We start from the raw sequence: 26,528 nt of genomic DNA on the forward strand, positions 1-26,528 counted from the left end.
CGGGATAGGGGAGGATGCTGGAGCTTGCCAATATCGGCCTGGCGACGGCCTTTCTGGCGGGCCTGATCTCGTTCGCTTCGCCCTGTGTCTTACCGCTCGTGCCTGGCTATCTCTCCTTCGTCGCCGGGCGCTCGCTGGGGCAGATACGGGAAGCGGATCGACGGGAGCGACTCCGGGTGTTAACCCAGTCGATCTGGTTCGTGCTCGGGTTCACCACGATATTCCTGATGCTGGGCGCCAGTGCCACGGCCATCGGGCGTCTGCTGCTGATCTATCGCCAGGAGGCGAACCTGGTCGGCAGTCTCATCGTCATCCTGTTCGGTGCCTTCATGACCGGGCTCATTCCGCTGCACTGGTTACAGCGGGAATGGCGGTTGATCGGCCGCCTCAAGGAAGCGGGCGGGGGGCCTGGTGCGGCCTACCTCCTAGGTGTGGCGTTCGCCTTCGGCTGGACCCCCTGCATCGGCCCGATCCTGGGCGCCATTCTGACCGTCAGCGCCTCGACGGCCAATGCCTCGAGCGGAATGGCGTTGCTCGGCATCTATTCGCTGGGCCTGGGGGTGCCCTTTCTGTTGACGGCGGTGTCGCTCGATCGCTTCCTGCACCACCAGCCATTCCTGCGCCGCTGGGGCCGAGTCATGCATCTGGCGGCCGGGCTGATCATGATCCTGATGGGCATCTTGATGATCACCGGCAAACTGACCGAGCTGTCCTATTGGTTATTGCGCACCTTTCCGGCGCTAGGCAGCATCGGCTAGCCATTATTCGAGGAAATATTGCAATGAACAAAATCACGGGTCGCTTCTGGCGTGCCCTGTCACTGACGAGCTGGGTCATGGCCAGTCTGAGCTTCGTCAGTATGGCCGGGGCCGCCGAGGAGGCATTGCCGTCGCTGAGTTATGACCAAACAGGCGAACGGCTGCTCAAAGTACAGGCCAACCAGCTTTTCGAAAGCACGGATGGCGGGGCGGCCTGGACGATGATTCCCTTGCCCGACGAAGTAGCGGAGGGACGGTTGGTAACGGTATCGGAACCGGCAACAGCCGAACAGGCCCTCTATATCGCCGGCCCCTCGATCGGGGTGCAGCGCAGCACCGATCATGGAGAAACCTGGCAGGAACTCAACGATGGCTTGCCTAACCAGGACGTTACCGCCTTGGACGTGCACCGCCATCAGCCCGAGACACTCTATGTGGTGATTGCCGACGACGGCCTCTACCAGAGTGAGGATGCCGGCACGACCTGGAAGAAGATGGATAGCGGTCCTGCCCAACCCGTTCGCCGGCTCATCCACTCCGATATGGAGGGGAGCATGCAGACTGGCTGGCTCTATGCGGTGTCCGACGATGCGGTTCGCCTGTCGATGGATTGCTTCTGCGGCTGGCGACCGACCGGGGAGCTCGATGCCGGCAGAGTCTATGATCTGGCCTACAAGCTCGACGATCCCGAACACGTCTATGTGGCCACGGAGCAAGGCCTGTGGCGCAGCGACAATGGCGGCCAGGAGTGGCAGCAAGTAAAGGGTGATGGCCCGACGTTCGTCACGCTTACGCTTGCGCCGCAGGGAACGCTCTATGCCCTGGATCGCGAGGGGGAGCTCATGCGCAGCGAAGATCAGGGCCAAACCTGGACACCCCCCGATGCGTAAGCTCTGGATCCTCGTCACAACGTGGCTGCTGATGAGTGCCGCCGGGCAGGCCATGGCGGGGGGTGGCCCCTCTTCGCGCGATACCTCTCGGCTGGAAGAGGGAGAAAGGATCTACCAGCAGTACTGTGCCAGCTGCCACGGCAGCGAGGGCGAGGGCCAGCCGAACTGGGAGCACCAGAATGCCCAGGGCGAATTGCCCGCTCCCCCTCACGGGCCGGAGGGGCATACCTGGAAACACTCCGATGCGATGCTCTACCGGATCATCGCCGAGGGATGGCGCGACCCCTGGAACAAGACCGAGCGACTGACGATGCCGGCCTTCGAGAATGTCCTGACCCCCGCCGAGATCCGCTCCGTGGTGAACTATCTCAAGACGTTATGGACGCCGGAGCAACGACGTCATCAGGCGGAAGAAAGCGAGGGAGCCCCATTTCCGTCGCAGAGTGAGTAGCTGTGGGGCTAGGGAAGCGCTGCGTAAACACCTCCGCAGCTGACGGAGAGTCAACCGCAGGGTAAAACCTGGCTTTCTTGCCACTGTCTGACCAAAGCCAACCGATGAAGCAGATTTCTGTCGCTCAGGCTCAGCAACAGAACAAGAAGAAGGTTCCCCGCAGCGAACGGTGTCTGGGAAGCCTTGAACAGGACATCATGCACGCCCCCAAGGTCAGTAGCGGCATTTTCACCACTACGCTGCTGACATTACTCTCAATACCAGCCCAGAGGTGGTGGACATTTCATCGCACGCACGAAGCCCCCTGCGAGAGCGTCACCTTGAGCTGATTGTGGTAGGTTTGCATTTGCTCTCAGCTAGGACTGTCTCTCTCCTACCAGATGGGGAGTAAGATGGGTAGGAACAAATAAAAAACTATGCATAAAATAAAACTAACCAACTGTTTTATAAATAAAAAATACATCAAATTACATCTTCAGATTCAGAATATTGAGTGAGGGCCGCTGTATCCGCCAAGGCCAGCCGAGCATTCAGCACAGAAGACGCCTTGACCCTGGTTAGCGCATCCACTTGACTGTGAATCAAGTGGATTGGGAGTTCCCGGTCGGCGCTACAGCCTCGGTGGTTTCACTGGGACTTTTCGCTTTTTGTATCCACCGTTTTTCCAAGTCGATCAGTGTGGGTAGGGGCGACTTGGCTCAACCGTGTTCCAGCGGTTTTTGGAGAACCGGATGGTCATGGTTCGATGATCCGACAGGGTGATGATGCCAAGACACCAGGCACGATGACGCAGCGACCTGCGCAAGCAACACAGACTCCATAGCAGATCACCCCAGATGCTCGATCAACTCGCCGATCAATTCGCGGTGCTCGCCGTGCCAGTGGTAGGCCACATAGGCCTTTAGCTCGATGACGGGCGCGTCCTTGACCACGAACAGCCGCTGCCGGTCACACCAGGGGGCGACGATGTCCTGCGGCAGGTAGGCGGCGCCGCCACACTCAAGCAGCAGGCCGAGGGCGATGCGGCCGCTGTTGACCCTGCCTCGCGCCAGTTGGCGCTGCGGAAAGCTGCTCTCGTGGATGCTGGCAAACGCCGTGCCCCACTCGACCCGGATGTAGCCTTCGCCCACCGCCTGCTCGGCGCTTCTATCCGGCTGGCTTGAGACCATCACCAGCGGGATGGTCGCCACCTCCTCGACCCCGACGCCACTGATGCGCGGGGTGTCGTAGAGGAAGCCGACGTCGACCATGTTGCGCTCCAGCTTCTCGACCACGCGCAGCGGGGTGCTCTCTTCGGCGCGAACACCCAGGGTCGGGTAGGCGCGGTAGATGGTGGCGAGCCAGTCCTGCAGGAAGATATCCCAGAGGCTGGCGCCCCCCGCCACCACCAGCCGCCGCTGGTGCCGCTCGCTCAGGGCGGTGTCCTCGTAGGCTCGCTCCCAGGCGTCGAGCAGAAAGCGGGCGTGGCGCTCCATGCGCTCGCCGGCCGGGGTCAAACCGATGTGGTGATGGCCGCGGCTGAACAGCGACAACCCCAGCTGCGTCTCGAGTTGACGAATGCGTGCGCTGACTGTCGAGGGCGAGACACAGAGGCTCTCTGCGGCCTTGCCGAAATTGCGCAGCCGGCTGACCTCGAGAAAGGTCTTCAGCAGTTGGGTATCCACGGCTCACCTATGCGGTTTTTTTGTTCGTGAAGCGCAAAAAATTTTGTTTTTCAGGATACCCGCATTTCTCTAGGCTTGCCCGACCCCCTACTTCTGCCCACCTGAGGTTCCGCCATGGCGTCGTCCCCCAAGCGTTATCTGCCCTTCCTGCGCTGGGGACGTGGCCTCGACCGCCGCACCCTGTCGGCGGACATGATGGCGGGCCTTACCGGTGCCATCCTGGTACTGCCACAGGGTGTGGCCTATGCCTTCATCGCCGGACTGCCACCGGAGGTCGGGCTCTACACGGCGATCGTCGCGGCCACGGTGGCCGCGCTGTTCGGCAGTTCCTGGCATATGATTTCCGGCCCCACTGCGGCGCTCTCCATCGTGCTGGCCAGCGTGATCGGTGGCCTCGGCACGCTGACACCCGACCAATACCTTGGAGCGGCGCTGACCATCACGCTCCTGGTCGGACTGATCCAGCTGGCCATGGGGCTCTTGCGCCTCGGCAATCTGGTGAGTTTCATCTCCCACACGGTGGTCATCGGCTTCACTTCTGGTGCGGCCATCCTGATCGCCACCAGTCAGATGGAGCACCTGCTTGGCGTGTCCATCGACGCTCAGGGATTCCTGGCCGAGCTGTCAGCGCTGTTCCGGGCGCTGCCGGATATCAACCTCTACGCATTGGCCATCGGGCTGATCTCGCTGATCACCTCGCTGGTAGCACGACGCCTCCATCGTCGTAGTCCTCACCTGCTGCTGGGCCTGGCCGCCGGCAGCCTGGCCTGCTGGTTGATGGATGGCGCCGCCCACGGTGTGGCGCTGGTCGGCGCCCTGCCCGGGACCCTGCCACCCGTTACGCTGCCCGAACTGACGCCGGACAGCCTGCGCGTGCTGACCTCCGGCGCCTTCGCCATTGCCCTGCTGGGGCTGATCGAAGCGGTATCCATCGCCCGCGCCATTGCCCTGCGCTCGCGTCAGGTGATCGACGGCAATCAGGAATTCATCGGCCAGGGCCTGTCCAATATCGTGGGGGGGTTCTTCTCCTGCTACGCCAGTTCGGGCTCCTTCACCCGCTCCGGTGCCAACTACGACGCAGGCGCCCGCACTCCGCTGGCCTCGGTGTTCGCCGCCCTGCTGCTATCGCTGATCCTGATCTTCGCCCCGGGCATCACCGCCTACCTGCCGCTACCCGCCATGGCTGGAGGCATCCTGTTGATCGCCTGGAACCTGATCGACGTCCAGCACATCGTCCATCTGGTACGCGTCAGTCGCCACGAGGCGATGGTGCTGGTCGCTACCGTCTCCGCTACCCTGCTGGTGGCACTGGAGTTCGCCATCTATATCGGCGTGCTGCTGTCACTGGTGCTCTATCTAAAGCGCACCTCTCGTCCCACCGTGCTGGAAGTGGCGCCGCGCCAGGATCATCCCCGGCGGATCATCCGCAACGTCAGGCGCTACCAGCTCGAGCAGTGCCCACAGCTCAAGATTCTGCGCATCGACGGCTCGCTGTTCTTCGGCGCCACCGACCACGTGCAACGTCGTCTTCGCGCCTTCACCGCAGAGCCGGGCTCCCGTGCGCTGATCATCGGCAAGGGCATCAACTTCATCGATACGGCGGGCGTGGAGATGCTGCTGCAGGAGGTCCGGCGCCTGACGGACCAGGGGGGCGAGCTGATGATCAGCTCGCTCAAGGGCACGGTGATGGATGAGCTGCGCCGTCGCGGGGATCTGAAGAGAATCGGCGAAGCTCGCTTTTTCGAAAATCCCGAGGCGGCCATTGCCTCGATTACGCCGGTTCTGAACCCAGACGTCTGCCAGGGCTGCGCCAAGCGTGTCTTCGGCGAGTGCGCGTCGAAGCCATCTCCTGAACACGGTGTCCTGGCAAGCCAGGTCTGATCAGCGGCGCCCGGAATGGGCAATTCGGCGGGGCCGCCAGATTCAGGCTCCGAGGACGTCCTTCAGCGCCGCCAGACAGGCGTCCACTTCGAGTGGGGTGTTGTAGTGGGCCAATGACACCCGGGTGACCGAGGGCAAGCCCAGGGGGCGCAGAATATTGCCGGAGTAGGCGTCGTCCTTGCGGGCGTGGACGCGGATACCACGCTCGCCAAGCTCGGCGACGATCTCCAGTGCGTCTCGGTCCTTCACGCAAAACGAGACCGCCCCCTCCCGCCAGGGCGAATCCGCCTCGCCGATCAGAGTCACGCCGGGCAGGTCCCTGAGTCCGGTGACACCATCGGCGCCATCAATCAGCCGACCCATCAGCGCCGCCTCCTGATCATGCATGGCCTGGCCGGCGGCCAGCAGCCGCTGCCGGCGGCCAGTTTCCTCGGTGAAGTGTCCTCCCAGCCACTCGAGATAGCGGACCATCTCGTGGGCGCCGGCCCAGGCGGCAGGATCGCGGCTACCGAGCTCCCAGGCGTCTTCCGGCTTGCCCGCCAGGCGGTCGTGATCGGCGCAACCCAGTCGCGGCGAGACCCAAGCGTAGCCGTCGTTGAACGGGCAGAACACCTTGTACAGCGACACCGCGTAGGCATCGACGCCGTAGTGCGATACCGCCAGGGCACCATGGGGGGCATGCTGGATGCCATCGACGATGGTGTAGCAGTCCGGTGCGATGGCGCGAATCGCCTCGGTGATGGCGGCCACGTCCTGGGTCATGCCGGTCACCGGGCTGGTGTGCAAAATGGTGGCCACGCGGGTCTCTGGCGTCACGACGCGGGCATAGTCCTCGGCGGTGGCGCGCCCCTGATGCGGATCGAAGGGCACCGTCAGCCGCTGCCTGCCGGTGCGCCTCGCCCACTGCGCGGTGGCATCAAAGGTGGCGGGATGCTCGAGCTCACAAGCAACGATGTTGCCCCCCGCTGGCGCGGCATTGGCGGCGGCGCGAATCACCCGGAACAGGCACTCGGTCCCGGTCTCGCCGCCAAACACGGTGCCGTCCTCCACCCCCAGCAGGCTGGCCATGGCATCGCGACCGTCATCGATCATGCACGAAATGGCCCGGGAAGCGTCGTTGTCGCGATGCTCGTTGTCCGGTAGTGCTGCAACCTCGGCCATGCGCGCCACCACGGCCTTTAGCGTCAGGGAACCGCCGGCGTTTTCGAAGAATATCCGGGGGCCGGTGTAGGGGCAGCGGTCGACGTGGTGAAAGCGAGCGCGCACCTGACTCATCAGGGCGTCGTCAAATACCGCCACGCTGGCCTTGCTGGAAGGCTTCAATGTGTGCATCTGATCGGTCCTTGGTGGCAGCGGAACAGCGAACCTCACCCCCAGCCGGGCGCCAGAACGAGGCAAGGGACGCTACCCGATCCTTCCTGGTTCGTCCGGAGTTATCGAGAAGCTTGCTCATAGTAGTACGCCCTGGCTGACCGGATGGCAAAAATGCAGCACACTGGGCGCCTGAACTTTGGTCGATCCAACGTTACCGTTCGAGCGACATCGTGATAATCTGTCCCTTGCACGACGGCCGTAAATTGACGCTATTTCACCTTTCACAATGCTCAACCATCCCGGTGATTTTTCCCTGATGATGGGCGAGCCTTCTGGCGAGACAATGCCATGACGAGTGACGCCACCTCCGCTGCACCATCCAAGCCGGAAGCCCTGGCCGAGGAGCTCGTCTATGATCGCATCGTCGACGCCCTGATCGACAAGCGTCTGCGTCCTGGCGAGCGTTTGAACGAGGCCAAGCTCGCCAGCGCCTTCAAGACGCCACGTAGCCGGGTACGTCGCGCGCTGAACCGGCTGACGGCGGAACGCCTGGTTCGCTTCGAGATGCACCGGGGCGCCTTCGTCTCGCTGCCGTCGGTGAAGGAAGCCTACGATATCTTCGAGACACGGCTGCATATCGAGGCTGCGGTAGCGCGGATCGCCTGCGAGCGCATCGACGCCGAAGGCATCGCCACCCTGCGCCACCACCTGGCGCTGGAGCATCGGGTGTTCGAGGAGCACCAACCCAGCGTCAATCGCATCTCCGGCGACTTTCACCTGATGCTGGCAGAGCTGACCGGCAACGACGAGCTGATCGCCATCGTGCGTCCGATCATTCGACGCTTCTGTATCATCCAGTCGCTCTACGAACGCTCAACCGGTGTGCTGTGCCTGACCCACGAGCACCAGTCCCTGGTCGACCTGATCGAGAAGCGCGACGCCGAGGGCGCCGCCGCGTCGATGATGGAGCACTGTCGCCACATCTTCTACAGCCTGGACCTGTCCGAGCGCCGCCGCGCCGAGGCCAACATCTACGATATCGACATCGACGATCCGCTGGGCTAAAGGGCCGGCCATACCGAAAAACCCGCGTAAGCAGGAGACAAGGCCGGCCCTGAGCATGGGACATGCGTAGCAGAAAAGGGGCCAGAAGCCCCTTTTGTGCATTTCCACGACGTCATTGTCAGCTTCTGGCCCACACCCTCAGAGCGCTGCGTCCAGCGCCTCGATCAGTCGATCCACCTCGGCCTCGGTGTTGTAATGCACCATGGACACCCGCACCACGCCCTGGATGTCCATCAGACCGAGGTCCTCGGTCAGGCGGCGGGCGTAGAAGTCGCCGTAGCGGATTCCTACCTTGGCCTCGTCGATCTTGCGCACGATCTCGTCAGACTGATGCCCTTCCACAGTAAAGCTGATGGTCGCGACGCGATGTTCGATATCGGCATCCCGCCTTCCGATGATGCGAACGCCTTCTTTTCCAGAGAGATAATCGAGCAGTTTCTTGCTCAATATCGCTTCATGATTGGCGATGGCATCGAAGGATATTTCCAGCTTTTTCCGCTTGTCACCTTCACCATTATCGCCCGTCAGCGAGGTCAGATAATCCAGGATACCGGTCGCGGCGTAGGTCAGCTCGTAGTTGGGATTTCCCGGCTCCATCTTTCCTGGAATCTGCTCACGCGTGAAGAAGTGATGGTAGATATTATCCAGCTCCAGCAGGCACTCCTTTTTCACATAGAGCACCGCGTGGTGGGGACCGAATACCTTGTACAGACTGAAACCGTAGTAGTCGACATCCCAGTCCTGGACGTCGATGGCTCGGTGGGGGGCGAAGGCCACCCCATCGACACAGATGCGAGCACCGGCGTCGTGGGCCATGGCAGCGATCCGCTTGATCGGATTGATGGTGCCGAGCAGGTTGGAGACGTGGGTCACGCAGACCAGACGAGTGCGCTCGTTGAGCAGTTCCGCCAGGGTATCCAGCTCCAGCTCCAGGGTCTCGGGATTGCAGTTCCAGAAGCGCAGCTTGACGCCGCGCTGCTCGAGGCGCATCCAGGGGCCGACGTGGCTCTCGTGGTCGGTGTTGGTGACGATGATCTCGTCGCCCGGGGCGAACTGGCTGGCCATGGCGTCGGCCAGCAGGCGGAACTGGATGGTCGAACTGGGACCGAACACCAGCTCTTCCACGTGGCGAGCATTGACCAGCGTCGCCACCGCCTGGCGACCGGCGTCGACCTTGGCCTTGGAATTCTGGCTGGGGGCGTAGCTCGCGCCGAGCTGCACGTTGTCGCCCAGCAGATAGTCGCTGATGCGTTCCACCACCATCTTCGGCACCTGGGCGCCGCCGGCGTTGTCCATGAACACCCAGTCGCTTTCAAGCGAGGGAAACTGGGCTCTGACGTGTGTCAGATCAAGGCGAGCGTCTGAGGATGAATCGAGTGACATGGGAAGTCCTTGAATAGGGATCGAGAGGCGATACATGGACGTCGAGAGACAAGGCTGGGGCGAAACAAGAGCCGAGCCAGCCGTCGAACAGGCGCCACGACTCAGTGAGCCAGCACCGACTGGAAAAAGGCGCGGGTTCGGTCTTCCTGCGGCGCCGAGAAGATCTGTTCGGGAGCGCCTTCCTCGACGATCTGGCCAGCCTCCATAAAGATCACCCGGTCGGCGACATGGCGGGCGAAGCCCATCTCGTGGGTCACCAGCAGCATGGTCACGCCGGTGCCGGCCAGGGTCTTGATGACGTCGAGCACCTCGCCGACCATCTCCGGGTCCAGCGCCGAGGTGGGCTCATCGAACAGCAACACGCGCGGTTCATTGGCCAGCGCCCGGGCGATGCCGACCCGCTGCTGCTGACCGCCGGACAGGGCGCTTGGATACTTGTACATCTGCTCGGCGATGCCGACCTTTTCCAGCAACTCCTTGGCCCGCGCCTGGGCATCCCCCGGGCTCATGCCACGCACCCGGATCGGTCCCAGGGTCACGTTCTCCAGCACCGTCATGTTGGGAAACAGGTTGAAGCTCTGGAACACCATGCCGACGTCCTTGCGCACCTCGATCAGCTCGGGGCCGGGCTGGACCCGCACGCTGTCGACGTAGATGTCGCCGGCGCTGTAGGCCTCCAGATGATTGATGCAGCGGATCAGCGTCGACTTGCCGGAGCCCGACGGGCCGAGGATCGCCACCACCTCGCCTTCGCGTACCTTGAGGTCGATGTTCTTGAGGGCGTGGAAGTCGCCGTAGTACTTATTGACCCCTTCGAGCGAGATGATCGCTCTGGGCGCCTCGGGCAGACCAGCCTCGAGCGGGGGAAGGGTAGTGCCCTGGGTAGTGCCCTGGGTTGTCCGGGTTTCATTGATCATGGCAGTTCTCCTGTCAGGCCCGGCCCTGGGCGAAGCGTTTCTCGAGCAGACCGACCAGGCGCACCAGTGGCAGCAGCACCGCCAGGTAGAGTAGCGCCGCGCCGATCAGCGGTGTCGGGTTGGCCGCCAGCGCCTGGGCCTGGGTGGCCTGCTTGAGCAGGTCGGGCATGGCCACCACCGAGGCCAGGGCGGTGTCCTTCATCACGTTGATGCAGTTGCTGGTCAGCGGCGGAATGATCAGCCGGATCGCCTGGGGCAGGACCACGTCGCACATCACCCGATACTGGCTAAGGCCGATCGACTGGGCGGCCTCGAACTGGCCCCGTGGCACCGCCTCGATACCGGCGCGGTAGATCTCGGCGGCGTAGGCGCTGGAGATCATGGTCAGGGCGGTACAGGCCGCGGCGAACGGTGACAGGGTGATGCCGACGAACGGCAGCGCGTAGTAGACGATAACCAGCCACACCAGCACCGGCAGTGAGCGAAAGACGTCGATGTAGGCGATGGTGAGAAAACGCAGCGGCTTGGGGCCGTAGAGGCGCAACAGCGCCAGCCCCAGCCCGCCGATCAGCCCCAGCAGGATGCTCAGAAAGCCCAGCATCAGGGTCATGCCGAGCCCCTGCAGGAGCATCGGGAAGGTGCGCACCAGCACCTCCCAGTTGAAGAATGTCTGGACCAGGTCCATGGATCGTCTCCACGATCGAGGGTAATACGCTGGCCGCGGCGGTCACCGCCGCGGCCACGGGACTTGCTGGGCCAGGTTTACTGGGCGGAAGGCATATCGCGCACTTCGACGGTGCTGGTGCCGGCATCCGGAGCGGCGCCGAACCAAGTCTCGTGCAGCTCGGCGACAAAGCCTTCCTGCTTGAGTTCGCTGATCACTTCGCTGGCCTTGGCGGCAAGCTCGGCGTCCTTGGCGAACATCATCGAGTACTGCTCACCGCTGGGGATGCGGCTGACCACCTCGAGGCTGGGCTTGTCACGCACGTAGTACTGCACCGCCGGAATGTCGGAGATGTAGGCATCCAGGCGGCCGCTGGACAGGTCCAGCATGGCCGGCTGCAGGCCTTCATAACGACGGATTTCCTTGATGCCGTACTGCTCCTGGTTCTCGCTGGTCCAGATGTCGCCGGTGGAGCCGGTATCGACGCCGACCACCTTGCCGTCCAGGTCCTCGAGCCCGCTGATGCCCTTGCTGGTGTGGGTCGCCAGGGACTGGTCGCTGTCGTAGTAGGGCTGGGCGAAGGACACCGACTCCAAACGCTCGTCGGTGATGGTGATGGAGGACACCGCCACGTCGATACGCCCGGACTGTACCGCCGAGAACAGGCCATTGAACGGAATGTTGCTGATCTCCACCTCGTCGTAGCCCAGGCGGCTGCCGACCTCGTTGACCAGGTCGATCTCGAAGCCGACGTAGTCACCGCTGTCGTCCTGGAACTCCCAGGGCAGGTTGCCGATGTTGGCACCGACCTTGAGGGTTTCGGCCATCACGCCGCCTGCTGCCAGACCGGCGGAAAGGGCGGTGGCCAGCACCAGGGAACGCTTGGAGAAGGTCTTGGAGAAGGTCTTGTAGAAAAGGCTCATGGGATATTTCCTCTGGTTATTGTCGTTGTTGCGGGTACAGCAGAAAACACGGGGTTCATCGGCGACGTCAGACGGCGCCGGTCGCTTCACCTTCCCGGGCAAGCCAGGCCCGGGCGATCTCTTCACGGGTGGCGAACCATACGCCCTCGTGGGCCTGTGCATAGGCAATAAAGTCCTTGAGCGCACGAATCTTGCCGGGGCGCCCGACCATGCGCGGATGCAGGCCGACGGACATCATCCTGGGGCCGCGGGCCGACTCCTCGAACAGCACGTCGAAGCCTTCCTTGAGGTTGTCGAGAAACTCGCGCCCCGAGGTAAGCCCAGGAGAAAGCCAGAAGCGGAAGTCATTCATGTCGGTGGTGTAGGGCACCACCAGCTGACGACTGCCCGCCACCTCGGTGAAGTAGGGTACGTCGTCGTTGTAGGCGTCGGAGTCGTAGAGGAAGCCACCCTCTTCTACCAAAAGGCGCCGGGTGCGCACGCTGGGTCCGTAGCGGCAGTACCAGCCCACCGGGCGCTTGCCTGTGGTGGCGGTGATCGACTCGATGGCCAGGCGGATATGCTCGCGTTCCTCGTCTTCGCTGAGGCGAAAGACCTCCTCCCAGCGATAGCCGTGGCTGCAGAATTCGTGGCCATCGGCGCTGGCGACACGGGCAACGCGGGGGTTCTGCTCCAGCGCCACCGCGCAGGCAAAGAAGGTCGAACGCACGTCGGCCTCGCGCAGGATGTCGAGGATGCGCCAGATGCCGACCCGCGAGCCGTACTCGTACATCGACTCCATCGCCAGATTACGGGTGCCGGCGGGAGTTACGTAACTCCCCCACTCGGTCATCGACTCCTGGTCGTCGTCGCCCATGGCGAAGGACCTTTCAGAGCCCTCCTCGTAGTTGACCACGATATTGACCGCCAGGCGGGCGCCATTGGGCCAGGCCCCGGTGGGGGGAGTATCGGCGTAGCCGACCAGATCACGCTGCGGGAGCATCCCGTTTCTCCTGAGGTCGCCAAGCAAGTGACGACCCTGATTGTTGGTGTTGTTATCGACCGTCTGGCGGCCTTATCAGGATTGCACGCAATTCTGCGTGCGATGTGAACAATAAAGCACAACCTTACTCGCAGCGCAAATGGCAACTAGCCAATGGTGGGGTATGGGGCCTGCGGAGCAGGTAGTCGAACCCCGGCCTGGGACTCGACGGGAAGGAAAGCAATCGAGAGGCGGGAAGGCACTGCCGGCGGAGGCCTGCAGCGCCTTGTTGTGGGCATTACCAGCTCGGCGCGGTCTCGGCGTCCAGTTGCTCGATGGCGCGATGGAGCTTGCCGGTGGACAGCGCGGATCCAAGCAGACGCAGGCGCCAGGTCAGGTCGATGAAGGGGCGGATGGCCTCGGGCACGACGGGGGCGTCGGCCATGCTGCGCCGCTTGAGGAAGGAATTGTGCCAGTCGATGACCCAGCCCGGGCCGACTCCGACCAGTTCGTTGTCGATCACCACAAAGCGGCCGCTGCCTTCTTCCATCACGATATTGGCCAGCGACAGGTCAGGATGGCTGAGCCTGGCGCCCACCGCTGCGCGGTGGCGGTCGTCCTCACGCTGCCAGCGGGCCAGAAAGCTACCGATCGCATCCAGGTGCTTCCAGCCGTCCACCCGTCTGAGCAGGTAGTCGTCGATGTAGCAGAAGGCCCCGGCGTGCTCGTCGGCCAGGGCGCGAAAACGCTCGTCCGACTGCGTCATCTCGAGAAAGCGATTCACCGCCTCCGCCGCCGCAGCGATAGGCGCCTTGTCTGCCCGGGAGCGTTCGATCTGCTTGAGAGACGGCCCCTGGATCCACTCTTCGACGACCAGCTCGTCGTCGTGGGCGAGTATCGCCGGGAAGCTGAGCCCCGACGCCGGCAGTTCGCGAATGGCGTGACTCAACGCGATCTGACGCGGCGAGAAGGCGCTATAGACCTTGACCTTGCGACCGTTCATCCAGCCGGCAAACGACAGCCGGCCGGCCTTGGTCATGCCGGGAGAATGCTTGCTGCCCAGAGGCGTCAGATCGGTGATGGTCCGGTCCTGGACGGTGATGCTCCCCAGTGGCGTTTCGGCCACCTTTTTCTTGAAAAACGTTCTTATCATGTCGCCTTCTGACGTTATCCCTGCACATTTGCGCGGATAGTAGCACGCTAAACGTGTACTACCTATGCGCCGAAAGGGGCGGGCTATGCGTCGAAAGGGGCGGGGCCCGTGCCGCCCAGCCAGGCAGGCCTTCTCCCCCACGACGGGCTGTCTCCAGAGCATCACTGTGCAGCAGCAGTTCCGCTCGTTTTGCTGTGAGCCAACGTCCTCGCTCCCGCTTGTCGTTTTTCGTCGTGGCCTTTCCGATCGCGGACATGGGTTTTGCCCTGTAATTCGCAACGCTTTAGGGTTTTCATGGGCGGAAAATGTATTTTTCGTTCCGATTTTCTCGTCAAAGCAGGAGCTCCCGATGAAAACCACCAAGGCCGCCGCCCGCCAGCACGGCGACAGCGGCAAACGCCGCTTCTTCGGCCATCCCTGGCCTCTCGCCACCCTGTTCGGCATGGAGGTGTGGGAGCGCTTTTCGTTCTATGGCATGCAGGCGATCCTGTTGATCTACCTGTACTACGAGGCCAGCCGTGGGGGCCTGGCGATCGACCAGTCGGTGGCCATCGGTATCGTCGGTGCCTACGGCAGTTCGGTCTATCTGGCCACCATCCTCGGCGGCTGGTTCGCCGACCGGGTGTTCGGCGCCGAACGCACCCTGTTCTATTCGGGCATTGTGGTCATGCTCGGGCATATCGCCCTGGCCATCCTGCCCGGTGTCTACGGCGTCACCGCCGGCCTGATTCTGGTGGCGCTGGGCAGCGGCGGGGTCAAGGCCACCTGCTCGGCGCTAGTGGGGTCCCTGTACGAGCCCGGCAGCCCCCGGCGCGACGCCGGCTTCTCGATCTTCTATCTGGGTATCAATATCGGCGGCTTCGTCGGCCCGCTGCTGACAGGTCTGCTGCAGCAGAACGCCGGCTTCCACTATGGCTTCGGCATCGCCGCCGTGGGCATGGCGATCGGTCTGGCCCAGTACACGGCGGGACGCAAGGGGCTGCCCGATGATCAGAAGGCCGCGCCGGACCCCATCGCGCCAGCGACCCTCAAGCGCTACCTGGGTATCGCCCTGGTGGTGCTCGCCCTCGTGGTCGGCGCGGCCCTGGCGGGCTGGATTCGTGCCGACAATCTGTCCGGGGTGATGCTTGGCATCATCGCTGTAGCGGCGCTCTGCTACTTTGCGGTGATCCTGCGCTCCACCCACGTAAGCCCCGAGGAACGCAGCCGGGTGCTGGCGTTCATTCCGCTGTTTCTGACCAGCGCCGCCTACTGGGCGCTGTACAGCCAGTCCTACACCGTGATCACCGCCTTCTTCGATCAGCGCGTGGATCGCAGCCTGTTCGGCTGGGAGATTCCGGTGGGTTGGCTGGTATCGGTGCAGGCGCTGACCATCATCCTGTTCTCGGGGGTGTTCGCCTGGTTGTGGACGACGCTGGGCAAGCGCCAGCCGTCGTCGGCCGGCAAGTTCGTGATCGCCATGGCGATCATCGGCGCCACCTTCCTCGGCTACCTGCCGTTTCTCGGCAGCGAAGGGTCGAACATGCCGCTGGCCATGCTGGTGCTGTTGCTGCTGGGCTTCACCGCCTCGGAGCTGTGCCTGTCGCCGATCGGGCTGTCGGTGACCACCAAGCTCGCGCCGCGGGCCTTCCAGACCCAGATGATGGCGCTGTTCTTTCTCTCGCTGGCGCTCGGCTTCGCCGCCGGCGGCAAGCTCGGCGCCTTCTATACCGAGGACACCGAAGTCGGCTACTTTATTGCCATGGCAGCCATTGGTGGCGTCAGCGCCCTGCTACTGGCGGCCTGCCTGCCGTTCATTCGCCGGGCCATGCGCGGCGCGGACTGAGCTACCGCCAGGGTCGGCCAGCGCTGGCAACAAGAAGCTGGCCGACCTTGTCTCTTTCGGCACTCTTTCGACACTCTCTCGACACAGGATGCAGGCATGCCTTCCGACCACGCCATCCCGGGCCTTTCCATCAGCGACCATCGCCTCGAGGTGCCGCTGGACTGGTCCCACCCGGACAGCGGCGAGACCCTGAGCCTGTTCTACCGCGAGGTCTGTGCGTCAGACCTTGTCGACGAGGAGCTACCGCTGTTGCTGTTCCTGCAGGGTGGCCCCGGCGGCAAGTCGCCACGCCCCACCGCCAATGGACCGGGATGGCTGCACGAGGCGCTCAAGCACTATCGGGTGATCCTGCCCGACCAGCGTGGCACCGGACGCAGTTCGCGCATCACCGAGGCCACCATGGCCGCCTTCGACAGTGACGAGGCAGGCGGTGACTACCTGGCCTGCTTCGACGCCCATGCGGTGGTCGCGGACTTCGAGCACCTGCGCAAGACCCGCTACCAGGGCGCCACCTGGACCACGCTGGGCCAGAGCTACGGCGGATTTCTGACCCTGACCTACCTGTCCTACGCGCCCCAGGGACTGAGCCGCTGCTATATCACCGGCGGCTTGCCGGCGCTCGACGCCGACCCCGACGAGGTCTACCGCCGCACCCACCGTCGGGTGGAGCGCAAGCTTGAGGCGTATCTGGCGCGCTTTCCCGATGATCGCGAGCGGATCGACGCCATCGCCGACCATCTGCTGGACCACGATGTCCGCCTGCCCGACGGCGACCGACTGAGCGTGCGCCGCTTCCAGAGCCTGGGACTGATGCTGGGCATGGGTGACGGCGCCGAGCAGCTCCACTGGCTGCTCGAGGAGGCCTTCAGCGACGACACGCGAAGCGCGCTCAACCATCACTTCCTGGTGGAGGTGATGACGCTGACCGGCTTCGACGAGAATCCGCTGTTCGGCGCCATCCACGAGAACATCTACGCCAATCCTGAGCGCCTGTGCGACTGGGCCGCCGAGCGCCAGCAGGGGCCACAGTTCGACGAGCGTCATCGCCCGCTCAGGCTGACCGGCGAGATGATCTACCCCTGGATGTTCGACGAGATTCGTGCCCTCAAGCCCTTCCGTGGGGCGGTACACCAGCTGGCCCGGCGACCTCTGGCCAGCCCCTTCTACGACGCCAGACAGCTCGCCGCCAACCGGGTGCCGGTGGCGGCGCTGATCTACTTCGACGACATGTACGTGGACGCCGAGCTGTCGCTGGCCACCGCCGAGGCGATCCCGCGGCTACGCTACTGGATCACCAACGAGTACGAGCACGACGGGCTGCGCCAGGACCCCGGGGTGTTCCGTCGGCTCAAGGCGATGCTGGACGATTGACACTCATCAAGGACGCTGCCCATGACCCCTTCCCACTGCGCGGGTGTCCCCGCCGGCAATCCCTTCAAGACCGCCATGGCCAGTGGCCAGGCCAGAATCGGCCTGTGGCTGTCGCTGGGCGACCCCTACTGCGCAGAGATGTGCGCCAGCGCCGGCTTCGACTGGCTGCTGATCGACGGCGAACACGGCCCCAATGATGTGCGCTCCATGCTCGCCCAGCTGCAGGCGGTCGCCGCCTACGACAGCCACCCGGTGGTTCGGGTGGTGAACGGCGAGACGGCGCGGATCAAGCAACTGCTGGACATCGGCGCCCAGACCCTGCTGGTGCCGATGATCGACACCCCGGAGCAGGCCCGCGCCATGGTCGCCGCCACCCGCTACCCACCGGACGGGGTGCGAGGTGAAGCCTCCGCTATCGTCCGGGCGTCACGCTGGAATGCACGGCCTGACTATGTGCATCGAGCCAACGACGAGATCTGCCTGCTGCTCCAGGCGGAGAGCGTGACCGCGCTGGATAACCTCGAGGCGATCTGCGCGGTGGACGGCGTCGACGGGGTCTTTGTCGGGCCCGCCGACCTGGCCGCTTCCATGGGCCATCTCGGTGACGCGGGCCATCCCGAGGTCCAGGCCGCCATCGACGAGGCCATCGCCCGCATCGTTGCCAGCGGCAAGGCCGCCGGCGTGCTCACCGGTGACCCGGAGCTTGCCAGACACTATCTCTCCCTTGGTGCCAGCTTCGTGGCGGTGGGGCTCGACGTCAGCCTGATGATGCAGGCGGTGCGCCAGCGTGCATCGGAGTTTGCGCTTGGCCCGCAGGCGGCCGATTCGCAGGAAGACTCATCCACCAGCCCTGGCGACGGGTCCCAGGGACCCTACTGACCTGATACCGGCCGGGGGCCCTGATCCCACCGACCGGGGGCCCTGCTGCCACCGGCCGGGGACGTCACCACTCGCCGCCGCCGCGCTCCAGGGCGGCGGCGATGGCCTGGGGAATCGGCTGGCCGCTGCGTTCGCTGGCGAACTGGTACTCGCCGGCCGGATTGACCTCGAAGAACACATGGCGCCCCTCGGGTGTGACCCTTAGATCGATGGCGCCGTAGGCCAGTCCAAGCTCTCTCATCAGCGCGCGCAGTCCCGCCTCCACCTCATCCGGCAGGGTATAGGGGAAAACCTCGGCGCTACCCACGCCACTGCGGTAGTCGACCTCGTACTGCGGCTCGCTCCTGAAGGCGGTCGTGAACATCTCGCCGGCCACCGCGGTGACGCGCAGGTCCAGCGCCAGCGGGATGTATTCCTGAAAGATCACCGGCGCCAGACGAACCGCCTCGAGCCTGGCCATCTCGTCCTGGCCGACCTTGAGGGTCTCTCGCGGCGCCTCGACGATATTGCGAAAGGCCTTGCGTACCACTCCACCGTCGCCGTGGCGGGCGATAAACTCGGCAGCGGCGTCCGGGCGATTGGTGATCAGGGTATCGGGAATCTCGAGCCCCAGCCGGTGGGCCAGACGATGCTGGGTCAGCTTGCGCTGGGCGCGTTCGTCGGCCAGCGGATGGTTCATCCAGAAGCTATCCAGGGCATACCACAGACCAAGCACCGCCTCCTGGGTCTCGGACCAGGCAAACAGCCGTTCGGTGCCGTCGCCCAGGGCGGGGTCCAGGTCAAAGGAACGGATGCGCCGGTTCCATACCGAGCGCACCTCGTCCAGCGCCAGCCGGCGCCCGTCGCCAAGTTCCAGCCACAGGCTGTCACCGCTGGCACCTGCGTAGGCCAGGATTCCCAGGCGCCGGGGGAAGTCGGCGACGTCGATCACCTCCACCGGCGAGTGAAGATGGGGCAGTACCCGCTCGACATGGGCATTGTCGGCAAACGACAGGATCAGGATCATGCTCGGCTCCCTCGAAAAAGGCGGGCACCGACAGGGTGCCCGCGGGTCCTGTCATCGCTCACCGTCCACCAAGCTGCACGTAGGCCGCCCAGGCCTGCTGCCAGGCCAGCATCCCCTGCTGATCGAGCATGCCCTGCTGGTAGAGCTGGGCGTACTGCGCCAGCAGTTGAGCGTACTCGCCAAGCAACGCCTGGCTCTGATCCTGCTCGCCTCCGCCGTCCGCCACCGGCGGCTTGAGCGAGGCGCCCGACGGCGCCTGACCGGTGGCCAGCACAAAGGGCTGCAGCGGCTGGGCTGGTTGCATTGGTTGCATCGGCTGGACGGGCTGGTTGCCCCAGCCCCCCGGTAGCGGATTCTCGAAGGCCTGCTTGCCGCCCACGGGGCCTTCCACCAGTTGCTTGGTCGGCACTTCGAAGATCTGCTTGGGAGGCGGGTCAAGCGGCTTCCATTTGCCCGGCTCCAGGCCTGGATCCTTGCCAAAGTCCTTGGGGTTGTCCTTGGGCAACTCCTTGCCGCCGTCCTTGATGCCATCCTTGATGCCGTCCTTGATGCCATCCTTGATCCCGTCTTTGCCGCCATCCTTGATCAGGTCCTTCGGTCCCTCCTTGACGCTCTCCTTGACCGGCTCCTTGACGAACTCCTTGGGGTTATCCTTGGGCCGCTCTTTTGGCGGTTCCTTGATCGGTTCCTTGGTGAACTCCTTGGGGGTGTCCTTCGGCAGCGCCTTGGGGTGCAACGGCGTGCACGACACCATCTCGCCGATGGCGCTGCGGGGGCCATCCAGGCAGGCCTGCATTCGTGCCACCTGGCCCTCGGTGAACATCACCATGGTGTCGTCGTCGACGTAGTCCATGTAGTTCATGAACATGTCGCCATCGGGGCCGTTGTCGCAGGACACCTTGGGAAAAGTCGGCTTGCCCAGGTTGGCGCCGCCCTGGTTGGGGGTGTCGTCGACGAAGTCCGAGCCAGAGCAGCCGGTGCCGTCGTCTCCCCAGATATGAAAGAGATTGAGCCAGTGGCCTATCTCGTGGGTAGTGGTGCGCCCCAGGTCGAACGGCGCCCGGGCGGTGCCCATGTTGCCGAAGCCGGTGTAGGTCACCACCACGCCGTCGGTGGCGGCGGGTCCGCCGGGGAACTGGGCGTAGCCGAGCAGGCCACCGGAAAGCGGGCAGACCCAGATATTGAGGTATTCGTCTGCGGGCCAGGCATCCTTGCCGCCGCTGGCGTCGGCCTTGACCTTGTCGTCATCGACAAAACCGCTGACGTCGGTGCGGGTGCGGGTGATGCCATCGGTGGGGTTGCCGTCGGGATCGCTGGTGGCCAGCGCAAACAATAGCCTGGCATCGGCGGCCACCGGCGCGAAGGGCGCAGGTACCGTCGAGACGTCGGCATTGGCCTTGCGAAAGTCCTCATTGAGGATCTCGATCTGGCTGTCGATCTGCTCCCGCGAGATATTCTGCTCGTCGGTGTTGTAGACCACGTGGACGACCACCGGGATGCGGGTGCACCCCGGACGCTGGACGATGGTGCCACGCATGGCGCGAAAGGCGTGTTCCTCGATGCGCGATCGCCGCCTGGCATAACCGGGGTCCTGGTCCAGCAGTCGCCGGTGAACCGCCATGGTGCCACAACAGCGACACCGTTCCGGATGGGTGGTGTTATCGGACATGCAAGCCTCCCCGCCGGCCAGCCGGTCGGCGTCGTGAGTACAGGTTCAATGGCCAGCAACTGGCCTCAAGTGGCCCCACAACGCACGGTATTGGCGGCGTTGGAGGCCTCAATGACGGGTAATGATCAGAAGATCGTCCTCCAGCGCATCGATATCGTAGTCACCGTCCCAACCGGGCAGTGTCAGGTGCAGTTGATCGCCATCACGCCGCCACTGGCCACGGGCATCGCAGGCAAGGCGGTCGGCGGCGTCTCCGGTGTGGAGCTCGACGGCGCCGTCCTGGTGCAGACACAGGCGCCTTCGCGGCATCCGCGAGGGGGTGACAGCCGGCGAATCCGGGTGCCGCAGCACCGTGCAGTCGCCGATGCCTTCCTCGCGCATCTCGATCCAGTCTCCGCACAGTTCCTTTGGCATCACATCCTCCTGATCGGTCTTGTCTTGCTTTACCTGATCTTGTCTTGCCTGTTCTCGTCTCGCCGGGGCGTCACTCGATCACTGGCTGGGTGAATGGCTGAGTGAGTGGCTGGGTGAGCGGCCTTGCCACTGGCTCGTTCAACGGCCTGTTGACCGAGACCGTCGCTCCCATTCCCTGCGCGAGCGCAGCAACTCCAACCGCTGCCAGGCCTGACGCCAGCCGGCGTCCAACTGTGCCGACCAGACACCTTGTCCCTGCCAGCGACGATACTGGGCCAGCAGTGCTTCATGGTGGGCCTCGAGCTGGCGCCAGGGGTCGCCCAGGTGGTGGCGCTCGTCGCCACGACAGTGGCATTCCGGCAGGGGCGGGGCGTCAACCGCGTGCAGGCCAGCGCTGGTGGCCACAAACCCCAGGTTCATTGCCACGATCTTCATGGCGTAGGACGGATCCACCGTGGCCAGTACATCGTTCGGTCCGTGGATGGCGTCATTGGCGCCGTCGGCCCCTTCGATGGTCAGCACGGCGGGGATGCCGTCGTCGATAAAGGGCACATGATCACTGGCAAAGGGGTTGAGCGAGACCTGCAGTTCGAGATCGGTGAAGCGGCCTCCCGCCGCACTCAGGCCATCAATCATGTCCTGGCTGAGGGGCGCGCCTTCCAGCAGTACCGCCGCCGGTGTGGCGTTGATCGAGCCGATCATGTCCATATTGAGCACCCCGGCGATGCGCCCCCGCTCGGCAGCGGAGAGTCCCGCCACGAACTGGCGGCTACCGTGCAGCCCCTGCTCCTCGCCGCCGAACAGCACAAAGCTCAGGTCATCATCGAAACGCTGCCCGGCCAGCACCTCGGCCATCAGCATCAGCGCCGCCGAGCCACTGGCGTTGTCGTCGGCGCCCGGCGCCGGTGCGGACGGACCGCCCTGATGGTTGACGCTGTCCAGGTGAGCGACCACCAGCCAGTGACGGGGGCTGGCGGCCTGCCCCGGCAGCCGCGCCAGCAGGTTGATGCTGCTGGCGCCGCCGGGCAGCGATACCTGCTGGCGATCCACGGCCAGCCCCGCCGTGGTCAGCTGAGACTCGGCCCAGTCCACCGCCTGGGCGTACTCGGCGCTCGATGATAGGCGCGTCGGATAGGACACCAGCTGACTCAGCAGGGTGACGTAGCGGGCCTGAGAGGCCGACGCGACGACAGCGTCGACGGCCCGGGATCCTGCGGCGTCGCGACGAGGCGCAACCTGGCGAAACAGACGGGTCGATTCGCTTAAAGGGAACAGGCGGAAGCAGGGCGCTTCACTTTGCTCAAGGGGCTTGTTGATCCTGTTGGCCTCGGACCTGGGCAGGTCCACCACCAGATAGCGCCCCGCATCCAGCAGCACCGGGACCTCGGGATGGGCCTGCTGGAACAGCCGGCCCTTCTGGCAGACACCGTGCAGCCTTCCCTGGCCCAGGTCCTGGACCATCGTGTCATCGGCGTCATGCAGGCTGGTGGCCTCGCGGACGGCCCGCCAGCGGGCGTTGGCGGCGACCAGCAGCCGTTTGCGTCCAGCCTCCACCAGCCAGCCACCGGCTTTCTCGACGCGCTCGGTCAGCGTCGCGTCGCCGCTCCTTGCCTGATGCAGTTCGACTTTCATGTCGACTCCCTGCCGTCAACGCGTGCGCCGAACCATCGGTTTCGGCGTCGCCACGACGACCGCCGCTGAACCGAGGAATGGGGCTCAACGGACTTAGTCGGGTGGTACTGAACTACTAAGGTAGTTCGTTCCTCACTCGCCGCCATCACTCGTCACGACAATAGCACCTCGACATCGGTACGATCACCTGCCGGCACATTCACGTCAGGCTATTGATTTTCAGGTAAATATTAAGCGCAGTGGAAAATATTGAAGAGATCAGCCTGCTGGTCGTGTCAAAAAAAGAGCACAGAAAAACAGTACACTGCGTATAGGTGAAACTTCTTCAACAGAAATGCGCTAAAGCTGAGCGCTTTTTCACAGTGGTAAAATTAACAACACGATAGCTCGCCGTGGCGCTGGAGAGCGCCCCGGCTCGACGACACATAACCGTCACTTACCCGCATTTTAGCCCTATCTAATCGACAAGATTGACGTTTTCGGCGCTAGAACCCACCTTTCGGATGCCTTATACTTTTGTCGTAAATTTACGATCTCAACACCCATCGGGATCGTTTTCGTTTTCCAGGAGGCCCGATGGCAATCTCCATCACCCATCTCAGAGCTCGTCATCCTCGCCTGGCGGAGCTCGCCCTGGCCCTCGGTGGCTTTGGCATCGGTACCAGCGAGTTCGTGATCATGGGCTTGATGGAGCGTGTCGCCCAGGACCTGTCGGTCAGCGCCGCCGACGTCGGCTACGCCATCTCCGCCTATGCCCTGGGGGTAGTGGTCGGTGCGCCACTGATCTCGGCACTAGCCGCGCGGGTGCCCCGGCGCACCCTACTGATCTGCCTGATGCTGGTGTTCGCCGTGGGCAACATCGCCAGCGCCCTGGCGACCAGCTTCTGGCCCTTTGTCGGTCTGCGTTTTCTTGCCGGCCTGCCCCACGGCGCCTACTTCGGCGTGGCCGCCCTGGTGGCCGCAGCAGCGGTACCGGTGGAAGAACGCGCCCGAGCCATCAGCCGGGTCATGCTGGGGCTGACCAGCGCCATCGTGATTGGCGCGCCGCTGGCCACCTGGGCCGGCCAGTGGTTCGGCTGGCAGTTCGCCTTCTTCGCGGTGGGCGTCGTGGCCTTTGTCACCATGGGCCTGATCAAGCTGTTCGTGCCGCGCCAGCCGCATGACGTCAAGGCCAGCCCCAAGCGCGAACTGACCGCCCTGGTCAAACAGCGGGTGCTCTACACCCTGGGCGTGGCCAGCATCGGCTTTGGCGGCATGTTCTCGGTGTTCAGCTATGTGGTACCGACCCTGCGCGCCCAGGCCGACATGCCCGAGATGGTCGGCCCCTGGGTGCTGGCGATCTTCGGCATCGGCGGCATCATCGGCAATCTGGTGGGCGCCCGGGCAGCAGACAAGAACCTGATGAAGGCGGTGCCACGCATCCTGCTGTGGTGCCTGGTGGTCCAGGGCGCCTTCTACTTTGCCGCCGACAACCTCTACACCGGCATCCTGTTCGTCGGTCTGGTCGGCACCAGCATGGCGCTGGGTCCGGCGCTGCAGACACGCCTGATGGACGTGGCCGGCGACGCCCAGACCATGGCCGCCTCGATGAATCACGCCGCCTTCAACTGCGCCAATGCGCTGGGCGCCTATCTGGCCGGGGTCACCATCAAGGCCGGTGCGCCCTGGTCCTCCAGTGGCCTGGTCGGCGCCGGGCTCGCCCTTGGCGGCCTGGTGGTGTTCTATATCGGCCTGCGCGCCGAGAAGCGCAGCGACAGACGCCGCGCCGCGGCCACCGACTGCGCCAGCGAGAGCTGATCGTCCGCCCCGGACTCAGGCACCGCCTTCGTTGAGCGGAAAGCGCAATGACAGGCTCCGCGCCCTTGCCCAGGCGGTCCAACCGCCCATGGCGATGAAGCCCACCAGTCCATGCATTGCGCTGTGACGCCACCAGGGCCTCATGCCACCGACCAGAAGTAGCGCACCACGTGGAAGAAGATCGGTGCCGAGAAGATCACCGAATCCAGACGATCGATAAAGCCGCCATGTCCCTCGATCAGGTGACCCCAGTCCTTGATCCCGCGATCGCGCTTGATCGCCGACATCACCAGCCCTCCGACGAAGCCGAGCAGCGCGATCATCAGCGCCAGCAGCGCCGCCTGGCCCATGGAAAAGGGGGTCATCCAGGCCAATCCGGCCCCGACCAGGGTGGCACTGGCCACCCCGCCGAGGAAGCCTTCCAAGGTCTTGGAGGGCGATAGCCTGGGGGCGATACGCCGGCGTCCGAGCAGCTTGCCCCAGACGTACTGCAGGACATCGCTGAGCTGCACCACCACGATCAGAAAGGCGATCAGCAGCACGTTGCGCCCCTCGTAGCCGGGGATGTCCAGGCTCAACAGCGCAGGCACGTGGGATACGCAGAAGACGCACACCATCAGCGCCCACTGGACCTCGCTGACCCGCTCGAGAAAGCCCTGACTATCCCCTCTCAGGGCCGCCACCACCGGCAACAGCAGGAACGCATAGACCGGAATGAAGATCGAGTACATGCCGTAGTACTGGTGCCAGATGAACAGGTACTGCACCGGCAGCACCACGAAGAACACCAGCGCCAGCGCCCAGTGGTCGGCCCGTCGTGACGGCACCAGGCCGATGAACTCGCGCAACGCGGAAAACGAGGCGAAGGCAAACAGCAGCACCACCCCGGTCCTGCCGCCTAGCAGGGCGATACCCATCAACAGCGTCATGATCCACCAGGAGCGGATGCGCTGGTTGAGGTTCTCGATCACCTCGTTTTCGCCCTCGGGCGAATAGCGGCGGGCCAGTACGAAGCCAACGCTACTGGCCACCAGCAAGATCCCGACGATGGCGGCGAGCAGGGTGCCGAGACCGGCGGGAATCACGATATCAGTCATTCGGCGCCCCCTCCCTGGGGCCAGATGCCTCGGTAGCGGAGCCTGGGGTGCTGGTAGCTGGGGTGGTAGCGCCAGGGGTGGTAGAACCTGGATGCGCGGTGTCGGGTGGCGCGGTGACGGGTGACAAGGGGTCGCTGGGAACGCTGGCCCCGGCCGGCGCCAGCGCCTGCAGCGCCCGCTTCGCCCGGGCGAGAAAATCGGCCTTGTCCTCGCCCTCTATCCGAGCCAGCGGCTCGCCGTAGTTGAGCGTGCATAGCAGCGGCAGCGGTACCACCTCGCCCTTGGGCAGCACCCGATTGAGGTTGTCGATCCATACCGGCACCAGTTCTACCTCGGGATAGTCGCAGGCCAGGTGGTAGAGCCCCGGTTTGAACGGCAAAAGGCCCTTGTCATCGGTATTGCGGGTGCCCTCGGGAAACAGGATCAGCGAGTCGCCGCCGTCGAGCGCCTCACGCAGCACCGCCAGGGGGTCAGGTTGGCCGGGCTTGCGCTGGCGGTCGACCAGCACCCCCTTGAAGACGTCGTGGATCAGAAAGCGCCGCAGCCGTGACGCCAGCCAGTAATCGGCGCCCGCCACGGGGCGGGTGCGCGCCCGCAGGCGCGGTGGCAGGGTGGTCCAGATCAGCACGAAGTCGCCATGACTCGAGTGATTGGCAAAGTACAGCCGCTGACGTGCCACCGGCGCGACCCCCGACCAGATCGGCCTGGGCGCCGTCACCAGCCGTGCCACCAGCCGGATCAGCACCCCCGTCAACGCCGCCCGCCAGGCTATTCCTTTCATGTCTTATGCTCCCTTGCCCATGCTCGGACGTTG

23 protein-coding genes are annotated in these 26,528 nt (G+C 64.2%); 9 read left to right on the forward strand and 14 right to left on the reverse strand.

Annotated features, from left to right (window positions below; genetic code table 11):
- Positions 1 to 14 precede the first annotated feature (14 nt).
- The 3 genes from KUW00_RS00200 to KUW00_RS00210 are packed head-to-tail and all read left to right on the forward strand — an operon-like array spanning position 15 to position 2,099.
- Complete coding sequence (locus tag KUW00_RS00200; RefSeq protein ID WP_181248616.1) at positions 15 to 758, forward strand: cytochrome c biogenesis CcdA family protein; 744 nt, start codon at positions 15 to 17, stop codon at positions 756 to 758.
- Positions 759 to 781: 23 nt separating this feature from the next.
- On the forward strand, positions 782 to 1,648 hold the full coding sequence (locus KUW00_RS00205) for a WD40/YVTN/BNR-like repeat-containing protein (RefSeq protein ID WP_035470136.1): 867 nt from the start codon (positions 782 to 784) through the stop codon (positions 1,646 to 1,648).
- Between the two features lie 31 nt (positions 1,649 to 1,679).
- Positions 1,680 to 2,099, forward strand: coding sequence for a c-type cytochrome (locus KUW00_RS00210; RefSeq protein WP_231498565.1), 420 nt, complete (start codon positions 1,680 to 1,682; stop codon positions 2,097 to 2,099).
- An 827-nt stretch (positions 2,100 to 2,926) separates the two neighbouring features.
- On the opposite strand, the gene KUW00_RS00215 is transcribed toward KUW00_RS00210, so the two are convergent.
- Entirely contained in the window at positions 2,927 to 3,763 is an 837-nt protein-coding gene (locus tag KUW00_RS00215; protein ID WP_222567964.1) for a LysR family transcriptional regulator, read from the reverse strand.
- A 114-nt stretch (positions 3,764 to 3,877) separates the two neighbouring features.
- Here KUW00_RS00215 and KUW00_RS00220 point away from each other — a divergent pair, with 114 nt between their 5' ends.
- Positions 3,878 to 5,644 (forward strand): SulP family inorganic anion transporter, encoded by a 1,767-nt coding sequence (locus KUW00_RS00220; protein WP_222567965.1) that lies wholly within the window; start codon positions 3,878 to 3,880, stop codon positions 5,642 to 5,644.
- Between the two features lie 42 nt (positions 5,645 to 5,686).
- Here KUW00_RS00220 and KUW00_RS00225 read toward each other — a convergent pair whose 3' ends face one another.
- Positions 5,687 to 6,976 carry an aminotransferase class V-fold PLP-dependent enzyme gene (locus KUW00_RS00225; RefSeq protein ID WP_222567966.1) on the reverse strand — a complete coding sequence of 430 codons (1,290 nt, stop codon included), beginning with the start codon at positions 6,974 to 6,976 and terminating at the stop codon, positions 5,687 to 5,689.
- A gap of 330 nt (positions 6,977 to 7,306) precedes the next feature.
- On the opposite strand from KUW00_RS00225, the gene KUW00_RS00230 reads away from it, so the two are divergent.
- On the forward strand, positions 7,307 to 8,023 hold the full coding sequence (locus KUW00_RS00230; protein ID WP_222567967.1) for a GntR family transcriptional regulator: 717 nt from the start codon (positions 7,307 to 7,309) through the stop codon (positions 8,021 to 8,023).
- A 138-nt stretch (positions 8,024 to 8,161) separates the two neighbouring features.
- Here the strand turns inward: KUW00_RS00230 and KUW00_RS00235 are convergent, their stop codons facing one another.
- The 6 genes from KUW00_RS00235 to KUW00_RS00260 form a co-directional block, all read right to left on the reverse strand.
- Entirely contained in the window at positions 8,162 to 9,406 is a 1,245-nt protein-coding gene (locus KUW00_RS00235; RefSeq protein ID WP_222567968.1) for a cysteine desulfurase-like protein, read from the reverse strand.
- Positions 9,407 to 9,507: 101 nt separating this feature from the next.
- A complete protein-coding gene (locus KUW00_RS00240; protein WP_045991702.1) occupies positions 9,508 to 10,254 on the reverse strand; it encodes an amino acid ABC transporter ATP-binding protein in 747 nt (248 codons plus the stop codon).
- Between the two features lie 82 nt (positions 10,255 to 10,336).
- Positions 10,337 to 11,008 (reverse strand): amino acid ABC transporter permease, encoded by a 672-nt coding sequence (locus tag KUW00_RS00245; protein WP_108131989.1) that lies wholly within the window; start codon positions 11,006 to 11,008, stop codon positions 10,337 to 10,339.
- 77 nt (positions 11,009 to 11,085) lie between these two features.
- The gene (locus KUW00_RS00250; RefSeq protein WP_222567969.1) at positions 11,086 to 11,910 is read right to left on the reverse strand and encodes a transporter substrate-binding domain-containing protein; all 825 of its coding nucleotides are present in this window, start codon (positions 11,908 to 11,910) and stop codon (positions 11,086 to 11,088) included.
- A 67-nt stretch (positions 11,911 to 11,977) separates the two neighbouring features.
- Positions 11,978 to 12,892, reverse strand: a complete 915-nt coding sequence (locus tag KUW00_RS00255) for an allantoinase PuuE (RefSeq protein ID WP_222516283.1) — start codon at positions 12,890 to 12,892, stop codon at positions 11,978 to 11,980.
- A 277-nt stretch (positions 12,893 to 13,169) separates the two neighbouring features.
- Positions 13,170 to 14,024 carry a hypothetical protein gene (locus tag KUW00_RS00260; protein WP_222567970.1) on the reverse strand — a complete coding sequence of 285 codons (855 nt, stop codon included), beginning with the start codon at positions 14,022 to 14,024 and terminating at the stop codon, positions 13,170 to 13,172.
- A gap of 349 nt (positions 14,025 to 14,373) precedes the next feature.
- On the opposite strand from KUW00_RS00260, the gene KUW00_RS00265 reads away from it, so the two are divergent.
- The 3 genes from KUW00_RS00265 to hpaI all read left to right on the forward strand — a co-directional run bounded on the left by KUW00_RS00265 (position 14,374) and on the right by hpaI (position 18,099).
- Positions 14,374 to 15,849 carry a peptide MFS transporter gene (locus tag KUW00_RS00265; RefSeq protein ID WP_222567971.1) on the forward strand — a complete coding sequence of 492 codons (1,476 nt, stop codon included), beginning with the start codon at positions 14,374 to 14,376 and terminating at the stop codon, positions 15,847 to 15,849.
- Between the two features lie 96 nt (positions 15,850 to 15,945).
- Complete coding sequence (locus tag KUW00_RS00270) at positions 15,946 to 17,220, forward strand: alpha/beta fold hydrolase (RefSeq protein WP_222567972.1); 1,275 nt, start codon at positions 15,946 to 15,948, stop codon at positions 17,218 to 17,220.
- A gap of 21 nt (positions 17,221 to 17,241) precedes the next feature.
- Positions 17,242 to 18,099: a 4-hydroxy-2-oxoheptanedioate aldolase gene (gene hpaI / locus KUW00_RS00275; protein WP_222567973.1), complete on the forward strand. Its 858-nt coding sequence runs from the start codon at positions 17,242 to 17,244 to the stop codon at positions 18,097 to 18,099.
- A gap of 64 nt (positions 18,100 to 18,163) precedes the next feature.
- Here hpaI and KUW00_RS00280 read toward each other — a convergent pair whose 3' ends face one another.
- The 4 genes from KUW00_RS00280 to KUW00_RS00295 form a co-directional block, all read right to left on the reverse strand.
- Positions 18,164 to 19,105, reverse strand: a complete 942-nt coding sequence (locus KUW00_RS00280; RefSeq protein ID WP_222567974.1) for a RimK family alpha-L-glutamate ligase — start codon at positions 19,103 to 19,105, stop codon at positions 18,164 to 18,166.
- Positions 19,106 to 19,163: 58 nt separating this feature from the next.
- Positions 19,164 to 20,774, reverse strand: a complete 1,611-nt coding sequence (locus KUW00_RS00285; protein ID WP_222567975.1) for a zinc metalloprotease — start codon at positions 20,772 to 20,774, stop codon at positions 19,164 to 19,166.
- Between the two features lie 108 nt (positions 20,775 to 20,882).
- On the reverse strand, positions 20,883 to 21,188 hold the full coding sequence (locus KUW00_RS00290; protein ID WP_222567976.1) for a hypothetical protein: 306 nt from the start codon (positions 21,186 to 21,188) through the stop codon (positions 20,883 to 20,885).
- Between the two features lie 138 nt (positions 21,189 to 21,326).
- Positions 21,327 to 22,820 (reverse strand): M28 family metallopeptidase, encoded by a 1,494-nt coding sequence (locus KUW00_RS00295; protein ID WP_222567977.1) that lies wholly within the window; start codon positions 22,818 to 22,820, stop codon positions 21,327 to 21,329.
- Between the two features lie 576 nt (positions 22,821 to 23,396).
- On the opposite strand from KUW00_RS00295, the gene KUW00_RS00300 reads away from it, so the two are divergent.
- The gene (locus KUW00_RS00300) at positions 23,397 to 24,617 is read left to right on the forward strand and encodes an MFS transporter (protein WP_045991661.1); all 1,221 of its coding nucleotides are present in this window, start codon (positions 23,397 to 23,399) and stop codon (positions 24,615 to 24,617) included.
- A gap of 140 nt (positions 24,618 to 24,757) precedes the next feature.
- On the opposite strand, the gene KUW00_RS00305 is transcribed toward KUW00_RS00300, so the two are convergent.
- Together KUW00_RS00305 and KUW00_RS00310 are read right to left on the reverse strand one after the other, a co-directional pair.
- A complete protein-coding gene (locus KUW00_RS00305) occupies positions 24,758 to 25,714 on the reverse strand; it encodes a phosphatidate cytidylyltransferase (protein ID WP_108131982.1) in 957 nt (318 codons plus the stop codon).
- Positions 25,707 to 26,495 carry a lysophospholipid acyltransferase family protein gene (locus KUW00_RS00310; RefSeq protein WP_222567978.1) on the reverse strand — a complete coding sequence of 263 codons (789 nt, stop codon included), beginning with the start codon at positions 26,493 to 26,495 and terminating at the stop codon, positions 25,707 to 25,709. Before KUW00_RS00310 ends, KUW00_RS00305 begins: the two co-directional genes overlap by 8 nt.
- Positions 26,496 to 26,528: the final 33 nt, after the last annotated feature.

The sequence above is a fragment of the Halomonas sp. DP5N14-9 genome, from assembly GCF_019802175.1.
Lineage (GTDB): Bacteria > Pseudomonadota > Gammaproteobacteria > Pseudomonadales > Halomonadaceae > Halomonas > Halomonas litopenaei.